We start from the raw sequence: 11908 nt of genomic DNA, 5'->3' as shown, positions 1-11908 counted from the left end.
ATTTATCAAGATGAGTCAAAAAATTAGAATAAAATTAAAATCTTACGATCACATGTTGGTAGATAAATCTGCTGAAAAGATTGTAAAAACTGTAAAAAGTACAGGTGCTGTTGTAACTGGTCCTATTCCGTTACCAACTCACAAAAAAATATTTACTGTATTACGTTCTCCACACGTTAATAAAAAATCGAGAGAGCAATTTGAAGTTATGTCTTACAAAAGACTAATTGATATTTACAGTTCATCTTCGAAAACTATTGATGCTCTAATGAAATTAGAGTTGCCAAGTGGTGTTGAAGTAGAAATCAAAGTTTAATTTTAAATTAAACAATACTAAGATGTAAGTATTAGAATTTTGAAAAATCTTCTAATACTTTCTTCTTTGAAAATAAAAAGAATTAATAATCAATAAATAGTTTAATATGTCTGGGTTAATTGGAAGAAAAATCGGCATGACTAGCATTTTCGATGAAAACGGGAAAAATATTCCTTGTACAGTAATCGAAGCTGGACCTTGTGTCGTTACCCAAGTCAGAACCAATGAGGTTGACGGGTATGAAGCGTTACAACTTGGTTTCGATGACAAATCAGAAAAGCATGCAACTAAAGCTGACTTAGGTCACTTTAAAAAAGCTGGTACATCTGCTAAGAAAAAAGTCGTTGAATTTCAAGGTTTCGAAAGTGAGTATAAACTTGGTGATAGCATCAATGTAAGTGTATTTGCAGAAGGAGAATTTGTAGATGTACAAGGTGTTTCTAAAGGTAAAGGTTTTCAAGGTGTTGTAAAACGTCACGGATTTGGTGGTGTTGGTCAAGCAACTCACGGTCAACACAACCGTTTAAGAGCGCCAGGTTCTGTAGGAGCATCATCTTATCCATCAAGAGTATTCAAAGGAATGCGAATGGCTGGTAGAATGGGTGGAGAAAATGTAAAAGTTCAAAATCTTAGAGTTTTGAAAGTAGTTTCTGAAAAGAATTTACTTATTGTAAAAGGAGCTATTCCTGGTCACAAAAACTCTTTCGTAATCATTCAGAAATAATGGAAGTAAAAGTTTTAGATATCACAGGAAAAGATACTGGAAGAAAAATTCAACTTTCTGATTCAGTATTTGGTATAGAACCAAACAAACACGCAGTATATCTTGATGTTAAACAATATTTAGCAAATCAAAGACAAGGTACTCACAAAGCTAAAGAAAGAGCTGAAGTTGCTGGAAGTACGCGTAAGATTAAAAAGCAAAAAGGTACTGGTACAGCTCGTGCTGGTAGTGCAAAAAACCCTTTGTTTAAAGGTGGAGGTACAGTTTTTGGACCACGTCCAAGAAGTTACTCTTTCAAATTGAACAAAAATTTAAAAAGATTAGCAAGAAAATCCGCTTTCTCTTTAAAAGCTCAAGAATCAAATTTAGTAGTTGTTGAAGATTTTACTTTTGACACTCCAAACACTAAAAACTTTTTGAATGTTTTAAGTGCTTTAGGGTTAGATAATAAAAAATCTTTATTTGTGTTGGGTGATACAAATAAAAATGTATATTTGTCCTCACGCAATTTAAAGGCATCTAGCGTACTAACTAGTTCAGAATTAAGTACTTACGCTATATTAAATGCTAATAATTTAGTACTTTTAGAAGGTTCTATAGAAGGAATTGTAGAAAATTTAAGCAAATAATAGGACATGAGTATCATAATTAAACCTATAATTACAGAGAAAATCACTAAAGATGGTGAGGTTTTTAATCGTTTTGGTTTTGTTGTAGACAAAAAAGCAAACAAAGTACAAATTAAGAAAGCTGTTGAGGCTACTTATGGTATTACGGTTGTAAATGTTAATACAATGAACGTAAGACCAGATAGATCGACAAAATACACTAAAAGTGGTTTAATCAGTGGAAAGACAAATGCTTACAAAAAAGCAATTGTACAAGTACAAGAAGGAGAAACAATAGATTTTTACAACAATATCTAATACAATAAGATGTCAGTAAGAAAATTAAAACCTATTACCCCGGGTCAGCGTTTTAGAGTTGTTAATGGTTTTGACGCCATAACAACTGATAAGCCGGAGCGTTCATTGATCGCACCGAAAAATAACTCTGGAGGTAGAAATAGTCAAGGAAAAATGACCATGCGTTATACAGGCGGTGGTCACAAACAAAAGTATCGTATCGTAGATTTTAAAAGAACTAAAGTTGGAATTCCAGCTACAGTTAAATCTATTGAGTACGATCCAAACAGAACTGCTTTTATCGCATTATTATTTTATGCAGATGGAGCTAAAACTTATATCATTGCTCAAAATGGTTTACAGGTAGGACAAACTGTTGTTTCTGGTGAAGAAGCTTCTCCAGAAATCGGTAACACTTTACCTCTAAGTAAAATACCATTAGGAACAGTAATTTCATGTATTGAACTACGTCCTGGTCAAGGTGCTACTATTGCTAGAAGTGCTGGAACTTTTGCTCAACTTATGGCAAGAGACGGAAAATATGCTACAATTAAAATGCCTTCAGGTGAAACAAGATTAATCTTGCTTACTTGTTCTGCTACAATTGGAGCTGTATCTAACTCTGATCATCAATTGATCGTATCTGGTAAAGCAGGTAGAACAAGATGGTTAGGTAGAAGACCAAGAACTAGACCAGTAGCAATGAACCCTGTTGATCACCCAATGGGTGGTGGTGAAGGACGTTCTTCAGGTGGTCATCCACGTTCTAGAAAAGGTCTTCCTGCTAAAGGTTATAGAACTCGTTCTAAAGTTAACCCGAGTAATAAGTATATCGTTGAACGCAGAAAGAAATAATTAGTTAGATATGGCACGTTCATTAAAAAAAGGACCTTTTGTACACTACAAATTAGATAAAAAAGTTCAAGAAAATATAGCTGGTGGAAATAAAGGAGTTGTTAAGACATGGTCTAGAGCTTCAATGATTACTCCAGATTTCGTAGGGCAAACTATCGCAGTACACAATGGTCGTCAATTTGTTCCAGTTTATGTAACTGAGAACATGGTAGGTCACAAATTAGGAGAATTTTCACCAACAAGATCTTTTAGAGGTCACGCTGGAGCAAAAAATAAAGGTAAAAAATAAGAAGCAATGGGAGTTCGTAAAAGAGAAACAGCAGACGCAAGAAAAGAGGCTAATAAGTCTATAGCTTTTGCAAAGTTAAATAACTGCCCTACTTCACCTAGAAAAATGCGCTTAGTTGCGGACTTGGTAAGAGGTCAGAAAGTGGAAAGAGCACTTAATATTTTAAGATTCAGCTCAAAAGAAGCTTCAAGAAAATTAGAGAAATTAGTATTGTCTGCGATCAATAACTGGGAGCAAAAAAATGCTGATGGAAATGTAGCTGAAGCAGGCTTATTTATAAAAACTATCACTGTAGATGGTGGAATGATGTTGAAAAGACTTCGTCCAGCTCCACAAGGAAGAGCACACAGAATTAGAAAACGTTCTAACCACGTAACAATCGTATTAGGACAAGTAGATAACACACAAAGCAATTAATAAAGATGGGACAAAAGACAAATCCAATTGGAAACAGACTTGGTATCATCAGAGGATGGGATTCAAACTGGTATGGTGGAAATGATTACGGTGACAAAATCGCTGAAGATTATAAAATCAGAAAGTACATTCATGCTCGTTTATCAAAAGCTAGTGTATCAAAAGTAATTATCGAAAGAACTTTAAAGCTTGTAACCGTTACTATCACTACTGCTAGACCTGGTATTATTATCGGAAAAGGTGGTCAAGAGGTAGACAAGTTGAAAGAAGAACTTAAGAAAGTTACTGACAAAGAGGTTCAAATTAACATCTTTGAAATTAAAAGACCTGAGTTAGATGCTTATTTAGTTGCAACAAGCATTGCTCGTCAAATTGAAAACCGTATTTCATACAGAAGAGCTATTAAAATGGCAATCGCAGCAGCAATGCGTATGAATGCAGAAGGTATTAAGGTTTTGATCTCTGGTCGTTTGAATGGTGCTGAAATGGCACGTTCAGAAGGTTTCAAAGAAGGTAGAATTCCTCTATCAACTTTCAGAGCCGATATTGATTACGCACTTGGTGAAGCTCACACTACTTACGGTAGAATGGGAATCAAAGTATGGATCATGAAAGGTGAGGTTTACGGAAAGCGTGATTTATCTCCACTAGTTGGAATGGATAAAAAACAAGCTTCTGGTGGAAAAGGTGGTGATTCTCCAAGAGGAGATAGAAAACCTTTTAACAAAGGTGGTAAACCAGATGCACGTAAAAGAAAGTAATTTTTTAAAGTAAAAGAAAAATGTTACAGCCTAAAAGAACAAAATACCGTAAGGTACAAAAAGGTAGAATGAAAGGTGTTTCTCAAAGAGGACACATGCTTTCAAGTGGAATGTTTGGAATTAAATCTGTACATGAAAATGGTGTTTTCTTAACTTCACGCCAAATTGAGGCTGCGCGTATCGCTGCAACTCGTTACATGAAGAGAGAAGGCCAATTGTGGATCAATGTATTTCCAGATAAACCTATAACAAAGAAACCTCTTGAGGTACGTATGGGTAAAGGAAAAGGAGCAGTAGAGTATTGGGCTGCCGTTTGTAAACCCGGAAAAATTATGTTTGAAGTTGGAGGAGTACCTTTAGCAGTTGCAAAAGAAGCATTACGTCTTGCAGCTCAAAAGCTTCCAGTTAAAACTAAATTTGTTGTTGCTAGAGATTTCGAAGCATAATATATATAAATTATGAAACAATCAGAAATTATAAATCTGTCTACAGCTGAGTTACAAGTGCAACTTAGTCAGTTAAAAAAAACATACGCTGAATTAAAAACTGCTCACACTATTTCACCAATTCAAAATCCTCTTCAAATTAGAACAATGAGAAGAGCGGTAGCAAGATTGGCAACTGAAGTAAGTAAAAGAGAGTTACAATAAATTGTAATCTGCTGAAAGATGGAAGATAAAAGAAATTTAAGAAAAGAAAGAATAGGTGTAGTTACTAGCAACAAAATGGAGAAATCTATCGTTGTTTCTGAAACAAGAAGAGTAAAACACCCATTATACGGTAAGTTCGTGTTGAAAACTAAAAAGTATCATGCACACGACGAAACAAACGATTGTAATATTGGAGATACTGTAAAGATCATGGAAACTCGACCTTTAAGTAAAACTAAATGTTGGAGATTAGTTGAAATCATTGAAAGAGCTAAATAATTATGGTACAACAAGAATCAAGACTAAAAGTCGCAGATAACACAGGAGCAAAAGAAGTTTTGACTATCCGTGTATTAGGAGGAACGAAAAGACGTTATGCCTCTGTTGGAGATAAAATTGTAGTTTCAATCAAAGATGCAACGCCAAACGGTAACGTTAAGAAAGGTACTGTGTCAACTGCAGTTGTTGTTCGTACTAAAAAAGAAGTGAGAAGAGCTGATGGTTCTTACATTCGTTTCGATGACAATGCTTGCGTTCTTTTGAATGCAGCAGGAGAAATGAGAGGAACTCGCGTTTTTGGTCCAGTAGCAAGAGAACTTCGTGAAAAACAATTCATGAAAATTGTATCATTAGCACCTGAAGTGCTTTAATTCGATTAATGATGACAAAGTTAAAAATTAAATCGGGTGACATCGTAAGAGTTATTGCTGGAGACCATAAAGGTTCTGAAGGTAAAGTTGTACGAGTTATTCGTGATGACAATAAGGCGATTGTAGAAGGTGTAAATATGGTTTCAAAACATACAAAACCATCTGCTAAAAGTCCGCAAGGAGGAATCGTTAAAAAAGAAGCACCAATACAAATTTCTAATTTATCTTTAATAGATCCAAAATCTAAAGAGATTACTAAGGTTGGAACAAGAGTAGAAGGTGATAAGAAAGTAAGATTTTCAAAAAAATCTAATCAAGTACTATAGTTATGGCATATATACCTAGACTAAAAGAAGAGTATAACTCAAGAGTTATATCTGCACTTAAAGAAGAATTCGGTTACAAAAACGTTATGCAAGTTCCAAAACTTGAAAAAATAGTTGTAAGCCGTGGAGTTGGAGCAGCAGTTTCTGATAAAAAATTAGTTGACTACGCAGTAGATGAATTAACTAAAATTACAGGACAAAAATCTGTAGCTACAATCTCTAAAAAAGATGTTGCGTCATTCAAATTAAGAAAAGGAATGCCGATTGGTGCTAAAGTTACTTTACGTGGCGAGAGAATGTATGAGTTTTTAGATAGACTTATAACTTCTGCTTTACCTCGTGTAAGAGATTTTAGTGGAATTAAAGCTACAGGTTTTGATGGAAGAGGTAATTATAACCTTGGAGTTTTAGAACAAATCATTTTTCCTGAAATTGATATTGATAAAGTAAACAAAATCTCTGGTATGGATATTACATTTGTAACATCTGCTGCTACTGATAAAGAAGCTAAATCATTATTAACTGAATTAGGTTTACCTTTTAAAAAGAATTAAGATATGGCTAAAGAATCAATGAAAGCCCGTGAGGTTAAAAGAGAAAAAACGGTAGAGAAGTACGCTGAAAAAAGAAAAGCTTTATTAGAAGCTGGAGATTATGAAGGTTTGCAAAAATTACCAAAAAATGCTTCGCCAGTACGTTTACACAATCGTTGTAAATTAACTGGAAGACCTAGAGGGTATATGCGTCAATTCGGTCTTTCTCGTGTTACTTTTCGAGAAATGGCTAACCAAGGATTAATTCCAGGAGTAAAGAAAGCTAGCTGGTAGTTAGTTTATTTCAATAGATAATTGTACATTTGCCAGCTTTTAGCAGGTAACGTACAATTATCTGTTTTAAAAAATGAGTTTAATGGGGTCAGGTTCAGTAGAATAGTTCTGCTGAAAACCGTTTCCACAATTTTATAAATATGTATACAGATCCAATTGCGGATTATCTTACGAGAGTTAGAAATGCAGTTAGAGCCAACCATAAAGTGGTTGAGATTCCAGCTTCTAACCTTAAAAAAGAAATCACAAAAATTTTATTCGACCAAGGTTATATCCTTAGTTACAAATTTGAAGACAACTCGGTTCAGGGTTCAATCAAAATCGCTTTAAAGTATGATAAAGATACTAAAGAGTCTGTAATTAAAGATATCCAAAGAATTAGTAAGCCAGGTTTACGTAAGTATGCAGGTTCTTCTAAAATTCCTCGTATCCTTAACGGACTTGGAATTGCTATTGTTTCTACATCAAAAGGTTTGATGACTGGAAAACAAGCCAAACAACTTAATGTTGGTGGTGAAGTAATTTGTTACGTTTACTAATTTTAAATATACTAAGCGATGTCAAGAATAGGTAAAAATCCAATAGTAATTCCAGCGGGTGTAACAGTTGATGTTACTGATGCTTTGATTACAGTTAAAGGAAAATTAGGTCAATTAACACAAGAGTTTTCTAACGTTACTGTGAAAATTGAAGAGGGTAGTGTGATTGTAGAGCGATCTTCAGATCACAAAGATGAAAGAGCTAAACACGGTTTATATAGATCATTAATCAATAATATGATTGTTGGTGTGTCAACTGGTTTTACTAAAGAATTAGAGCTTGTGGGTGTTGGATATAGAGCTTCAAATCAAGGGCAAAAACTTGATTTAGCTTTAGGATTTTCTCACAATATCGTTTTAGAAGTTGCGAAAGAAGTAACTTTGGAAACAATTTCTGAGAAAGGTAAGAATCCTATCGTAAAATTAACTTCTTTCGATAAACAATTGTTAGGTCAAATCGCTGCGAAAATTAGAGGTTTCCGTAAGCCAGAACCATACAAAGGAAAAGGTGTTAAGTTTGTAGGTGAAGTATTAAGAAGAAAAGCAGGTAAATCAGCTTAAAAATATAGATTATGTCATTATCAAAATCTGAAAGAAGACAGAGAATCCAGTATAGAATTAGAAAGATTGTTAGCGGTACTGCTGCTAGACCAAGACTTTCTGTTTTCAGAAGCAACAAAGAAATCTATGCGCAAGTAATAGATGATGTAAATGGTGTTACTTTATTAGCTACTTCATCGAGAGATAAAGGAGTAGATTTTAAAGGTACTAGCGTAGAAGTTGCAACTGAAGTTGGAAAACTTGTTGCAGAAAAAGCGTTAAAAGCCGGTATCGATACAGTAACTTTCGATAGAGGAGGTTATTTATATCACGGTCGTATTAAATCATTAGCAGAAGGCGCAAGAGCGGCTGGACTTAAATTCTAATATATTATGTCTAAATACAAAAATGTAGAATTAGTAAAACCAAGTGGTCTTGAATTAAAAGATCGTCTGGTAAGTGTAAATCGTGTTACCAAAGTAACAAAAGGAGGAAGAGCATTCGGTTTTTCTGCTATTGTTGTAGTAGGTGATGAAAGTGGTGTTGTTGGACACGGATTAGGAAAATCTAAAGATGTTTCTGAAGCAATTGCGAAAGCAGTAGAAGATGCTAAGAAAAATCTAGTTAGAATTCCTTTAAGTGGTCAATCAGTACCTCACGAACAAAAAGGTAAATTTGGTGGAGCTCGTGTTTTCTTAATGCCTGCATCTCATGGTACAGGAGTTATTGCTGGTGGTGCTGTTCGTTCAGTATTAGAATCAGTAGGAATTCATGATGTATTATCAAAATCTCAAGGTTCTTCTAATCCACACAATGTGGTTAAAGCAACTTTTGATGCATTACTACAAATGAGAAGCGCTCATACTGTTGCAAAACAGAGAGGAGTTTCTTTAGAAAAAGTTTTTAAAGGTTAATTCAAGGAAATTATGGCTAAATTATTAGTAAAACAAGTTAGAAGCAAAATCAATTGTCCTCTTACTCAAAAAAGAGGTTTGGAAGCTTTAGGTCTACGTAAGATGGGTCAGGTTGTAGAACATGATTCAAATCCAACTATCCTTGGAATGATAAATAAAGTTAAACACTTAGTTTCTGTAACAGAAGCTTAATAACAATTATAGTTATGAATTTAAGTAACTTACAACCTGCTGAAGGTTCTACACACAATCAAAATAAAAGATTAGGTAGAGGAGAAGGTTCTGGTAAAGGTGGTACTTCTGCAAGAGGTCACAAAGGAGCAAAATCTCGTTCTGGTTATTCTAAAAAGATTGGATTTGAAGGTGGTCAAATGCCATTACAAAGACGTGTGCCTAAGTTTGGTTTCACAAATGTTAATAGAATAGAACATCAAGGTGTTAATCTTGATACACTTCAATTATTAGTTGATAACGGAATTGTTACAGATACTGTAGATTTCTCAGTATTAGTTTCAAATCGTTTAGCTACCAAAACAGAATTGGTTAAGATTCTTGGTAGAGGTGAACTAAAATCAAAATTGAAAGTATCTGCTCACAAATTTACTGCAACAGCTAAAGCCGCTATCGAAGCAGCTGGTGGTGAAGTAGTATTATTATAATATTCTGATTATATGAAGAATTTTATTGAATCATTCAAAAATGTATGGAAAATTGAAGAGTTAAAGAACAGAATTCTTGTTACTTTAGGTTTGCTTCTTGTTTATAGATTCGGAGCTCACGTTACTCTTCCTGGAATTGATGCTACACAGTTAAGTGGTTTAACAGGTCAAACAAAAGAAGGAATAGGTTCTATTCTGGATATGTTTACTGGAGGAGCATTTTCTAAAGCATCTGTTTTTGCACTTGGTATTATGCCTTACATTTCTGCTTCAATTGTTGTTCAGTTAATGGGAATTGCAATTCCTTATTTGCAAAAGCTACAAAAAGATGGTGAGAGTGGAAGAAAAAAGTTAAACCAAATTACTAGATGGTTGACTATTGGAATTACATTACTTCAAGGTCCTGGTTACATTTTTAACCTAAGACAAACCATCCCACAAAGTGCTTTCTTGTTAGGATTCGATTCGTTTTCATTCTTATTCTCATCAGTATTAATTTTAACTACAGGAACAATATTTGCAATGTGGTTAGGAGAAAAAATTACTGATAAAGGTATAGGAAATGGAATCTCGCTATTAATTATGGTTGGAATTCTTGCAAGATTACCGCAAGCATTGATTCAAGAATTTACTTCTAGAGTTACTAACAATAACGGAGGGCCAATGATTCTAGTTTTAGAGATTATTGTTTGGTTACTTGTTATAATAGCTTGTATCTTATTAGTAATGGCAATTAGAAAAATTCCTGTTCAATATGCTCGTAGAACAACTACTGGTGATTTTGAACAAGATATGATGGGCGGAAATAGACAATGGATACCATTAAAATTAAACGCTGCAGGTGTTATGCCGATCATTTTTGCACAAGCAATTATGTTCATCCCTGCTGCTTTAGCTGGTATTTCTCAGTCTGAAACTTCTCAGTCGATTGCAGGTGCTTTTAGTAATATGTTTGGATTTTGGTACAATTTGGTTTTTGCTTCTTTGATCATAATTTTTACATTTTTCTATACAGCAATTACAGTTCCAACTAACAAAATGGCTGACGATTTAAAGAGAAGTGGTGGATTTATTCCAGGTATCAAACCTGGTGTTGAAACTGCTGATTACCTTGATAAAATCATGTCATTAGTTACATTCCCGGGATCATTATTCTTAGCTTTGATTGCTATTTTTCCAGCACTCGTTGTAAGCTTAGATGTTCAACAATCATGGGCTATGTTTTATGGTGGTACTTCTTTGATAATTATGGTAGGAGTTGCAATTGATACTATTCAACAAATAAATTCTTATTTATTGAATAAACATTATGATGGTTTGATGAAGAGTGGTAAAAATAGAAAGGCAGTAGCTTAATTTTTATGGCAAAACAATCAGCAATAGAACAAGACGGATCAATTATTGAAGCATTATCAAATGCTATGTTCCGCGTAGAATTAGAAAATGGACATATCGTTATCGCTCATATTTCTGGCAAAATGCGAATGCATTATATCAAATTGTTACCTGGTGACAAAGTGAAACTAGAAATGAGTCCTTACGATTTATCTAAAGCAAGAATTACCTATAGATACTAAAGTTATTTAAAATGAAAGTAAGAACATCAGTTAAAAAAAGAAGCGCAGAGTGCAAAATTGTGCGTAGAAAAGGTAGATTATACGTTATTAATAAAAAGAATCCTAGATTTAAACAAAGACAAGGATAATTATGGCAAGAATCGCAGGAGTAGATATTCCAAAAAACAAAAGAGGTGTTATAGCACTAACCTATATCTTCGGAGTAGGAAAAAGTAGAGCAATTGAGATTTTAGAAAAAGCTCAAGTTAGCCAAGATATTAAAGTTCAAGATTGGAACGATGATCAAATCGGAGGAATTCGTGATGCTGTATCGTACTATAAAATTGAAGGTGAATTACGTTCTGAAACTTCATTAAACATTAAGCGTTTAATGGATATCGGTTGCTACCGAGGAATTCGTCATAGATCTGGTCTTCCATTAAGAGGACAAAGAACTAAAAACAATTCTAGAACAAGAAAAGGTAAAAGAAAAACTGTTGCTAACAAGAAGAAAGCAACTAAATAGTAAGTAATATGGCTAAAGCAAGTACAAAAAAACGTAAAGTTATAATTGAATCTTCTGGAGAAGCTCATATTAGTGCAACCTTTAATAACATTATCATCTCGTTAACAAACAAGAAAGGTGAAGTTATTTCTTGGTCTTCTGCTGGTAAAATGGGTTTTAGAGGTTCTAAAAAGAACACACCTTACGCAGCGCAAATGGCTGCTGAAGATTGTGGAAAAGTAGCATTAGAAGCTGGACTGAAAAAAGTAAAAGTTTATGTTAAAGGACCAGGTAATGGACGTGAGTCTGCTATCAGATCTTTACATAATAGTGGAATTGAGGTAACAGAAATTATTGACGTTACACCAATGCCTCACAATGGATGTCGTCCTCCAAAAAGACGTAGAGTTTAATAATTTTCAAAGTATAACGAAAGATAGAACACAGATTATCGAAGGATTTAGACCTGAATTCA

Annotated in this window: 26 protein-coding genes; all 26 read left to right on the top strand. The window is 34.1% G+C overall.

The window, feature by feature from the left end; translation table 11 throughout:
• Positions 1–10: 10 nt before the first annotated feature.
• The 26 genes from rpsJ (at position 11) to rpsK (ending at position 11846) form a co-directional block, all read left to right on the top strand.
• Complete coding sequence (rpsJ, locus tag ACZ098_RS03945) at positions 11–316, top strand: 30S ribosomal protein S10 (protein ID WP_035125647.1); 306 nt, start codon at positions 11–13, stop codon at positions 314–316.
• Positions 317–422: 106 nt separating this feature from the next.
• Complete coding sequence (gene rplC / locus ACZ098_RS03940; protein ID WP_487310427.1) at positions 423–1040, top strand: 50S ribosomal protein L3; 618 nt, start codon at positions 423–425, stop codon at positions 1038–1040.
• Positions 1040–1669: a 50S ribosomal protein L4 gene (rplD, locus tag ACZ098_RS03935; RefSeq protein ID WP_487310426.1), complete on the top strand. Its 630-nt coding sequence runs from the start codon at positions 1040–1042 to the stop codon at positions 1667–1669. Before rplC ends, rplD begins: the two co-directional genes overlap by 1 nt.
• A 6-nt stretch (positions 1670–1675) precedes the next feature.
• The gene (gene rplW, locus ACZ098_RS03930; protein WP_487310425.1) at positions 1676–1966 is read left to right on the top strand and encodes a 50S ribosomal protein L23; all 291 of its coding nucleotides are present in this window, start codon (positions 1676–1678) and stop codon (positions 1964–1966) included.
• Positions 1967–1975: 9 nt separating this feature from the next.
• The gene (gene rplB, locus ACZ098_RS03925) at positions 1976–2800 is read left to right on the top strand and encodes a 50S ribosomal protein L2 (RefSeq protein ID WP_487310424.1); all 825 of its coding nucleotides are present in this window, start codon (positions 1976–1978) and stop codon (positions 2798–2800) included.
• Between the two features lie 10 nt (positions 2801–2810).
• Entirely contained in the window at positions 2811–3089 is a 279-nt protein-coding gene (rpsS, locus tag ACZ098_RS03920; RefSeq protein ID WP_007136562.1) for a 30S ribosomal protein S19, read from the top strand.
• Between the two features lie 6 nt (positions 3090–3095).
• Positions 3096–3506, top strand: a complete 411-nt coding sequence (gene rplV / locus ACZ098_RS03915) for a 50S ribosomal protein L22 (RefSeq protein ID WP_487310423.1) — start codon at positions 3096–3098, stop codon at positions 3504–3506.
• 5 nt (positions 3507–3511) lie between these two features.
• Positions 3512–4267, top strand: coding sequence for a 30S ribosomal protein S3 (gene rpsC, locus ACZ098_RS03910; protein WP_487310422.1), 756 nt, complete (start codon positions 3512–3514; stop codon positions 4265–4267).
• 20 nt (positions 4268–4287) lie between these two features.
• Positions 4288–4713, top strand: coding sequence for a 50S ribosomal protein L16 (gene rplP, locus ACZ098_RS03905; protein ID WP_487310421.1), 426 nt, complete (start codon positions 4288–4290; stop codon positions 4711–4713).
• 12 nt (positions 4714–4725) lie between these two features.
• Positions 4726–4917 (top strand): 50S ribosomal protein L29, encoded by a 192-nt coding sequence (gene rpmC, locus ACZ098_RS03900; protein ID WP_487310420.1) that lies wholly within the window; start codon positions 4726–4728, stop codon positions 4915–4917.
• Positions 4918–4935: 18 nt separating this feature from the next.
• Positions 4936–5196 carry a 30S ribosomal protein S17 gene (gene rpsQ / locus ACZ098_RS03895; protein WP_487310419.1) on the top strand — a complete coding sequence of 87 codons (261 nt, stop codon included), beginning with the start codon at positions 4936–4938 and terminating at the stop codon, positions 5194–5196.
• A gap of 2 nt (positions 5197–5198) precedes the next feature.
• A complete protein-coding gene (gene rplN / locus ACZ098_RS03890) occupies positions 5199–5567 on the top strand; it encodes a 50S ribosomal protein L14 (protein ID WP_395053532.1) in 369 nt (122 codons plus the stop codon).
• An 11-nt stretch (positions 5568–5578) separates the two neighbouring features.
• Positions 5579–5893: a 50S ribosomal protein L24 gene (gene rplX, locus ACZ098_RS03885; protein ID WP_487310418.1), complete on the top strand. Its 315-nt coding sequence runs from the start codon at positions 5579–5581 to the stop codon at positions 5891–5893.
• A 2-nt stretch (positions 5894–5895) separates the two neighbouring features.
• On the top strand, positions 5896–6447 hold the full coding sequence (rplE, locus tag ACZ098_RS03880; protein WP_487310417.1) for a 50S ribosomal protein L5: 552 nt from the start codon (positions 5896–5898) through the stop codon (positions 6445–6447).
• A gap of 3 nt (positions 6448–6450) precedes the next feature.
• On the top strand, positions 6451–6720 hold the full coding sequence (gene rpsN / locus ACZ098_RS03875) for a 30S ribosomal protein S14 (protein ID WP_487310416.1): 270 nt from the start codon (positions 6451–6453) through the stop codon (positions 6718–6720).
• Between the two features lie 140 nt (positions 6721–6860).
• Positions 6861–7259, top strand: coding sequence for a 30S ribosomal protein S8 (rpsH, locus tag ACZ098_RS03870; protein ID WP_487310415.1), 399 nt, complete (start codon positions 6861–6863; stop codon positions 7257–7259).
• 18 nt (positions 7260–7277) lie between these two features.
• Positions 7278–7820, top strand: coding sequence for a 50S ribosomal protein L6 (rplF, locus tag ACZ098_RS03865; RefSeq protein WP_487310414.1), 543 nt, complete (start codon positions 7278–7280; stop codon positions 7818–7820).
• 11 nt (positions 7821–7831) lie between these two features.
• A complete protein-coding gene (rplR, locus tag ACZ098_RS03860) occupies positions 7832–8185 on the top strand; it encodes a 50S ribosomal protein L18 (RefSeq protein WP_487310413.1) in 354 nt (117 codons plus the stop codon).
• A 3-nt stretch (positions 8186–8188) separates the two neighbouring features.
• Entirely contained in the window at positions 8189–8713 is a 525-nt protein-coding gene (rpsE, locus tag ACZ098_RS03855; RefSeq protein ID WP_487310532.1) for a 30S ribosomal protein S5, read from the top strand.
• 12 nt (positions 8714–8725) lie between these two features.
• Positions 8726–8905 (top strand): 50S ribosomal protein L30, encoded by a 180-nt coding sequence (rpmD, locus tag ACZ098_RS03850; protein ID WP_103804330.1) that lies wholly within the window; start codon positions 8726–8728, stop codon positions 8903–8905.
• 14 nt (positions 8906–8919) lie between these two features.
• Complete coding sequence (gene rplO, locus ACZ098_RS03845) at positions 8920–9372, top strand: 50S ribosomal protein L15 (RefSeq protein WP_487310412.1); 453 nt, start codon at positions 8920–8922, stop codon at positions 9370–9372.
• A gap of 12 nt (positions 9373–9384) precedes the next feature.
• Positions 9385–10728, top strand: a complete 1344-nt coding sequence (secY, locus tag ACZ098_RS03840) for a preprotein translocase subunit SecY (RefSeq protein WP_487310411.1) — start codon at positions 9385–9387, stop codon at positions 10726–10728.
• A 5-nt stretch (positions 10729–10733) separates the two neighbouring features.
• Positions 10734–10949, top strand: a complete 216-nt coding sequence (gene infA / locus ACZ098_RS03835) for a translation initiation factor IF-1 (RefSeq protein WP_007136545.1) — start codon at positions 10734–10736, stop codon at positions 10947–10949.
• Between the two features lie 11 nt (positions 10950–10960).
• Complete coding sequence (ykgO, locus tag ACZ098_RS03830; RefSeq protein ID WP_081932050.1) at positions 10961–11077, top strand: type B 50S ribosomal protein L36; 117 nt, start codon at positions 10961–10963, stop codon at positions 11075–11077.
• Positions 11078–11079: 2 nt separating this feature from the next.
• Complete coding sequence (gene rpsM / locus ACZ098_RS03825) at positions 11080–11454, top strand: 30S ribosomal protein S13 (protein ID WP_487310410.1); 375 nt, start codon at positions 11080–11082, stop codon at positions 11452–11454.
• Positions 11455–11462: 8 nt separating this feature from the next.
• Positions 11463–11846, top strand: coding sequence for a 30S ribosomal protein S11 (rpsK, locus tag ACZ098_RS03820; protein ID WP_035125668.1), 384 nt, complete (start codon positions 11463–11465; stop codon positions 11844–11846).
• Positions 11847–11908 lie beyond the last annotated feature (62 nt).

Source organism: Flavobacterium sp. SP2 (assembly GCF_057626655.1).
Note: the sequence above shows the minus strand (reverse complement) of the source record. Positions and strands in the feature narration are given on the sequence as shown.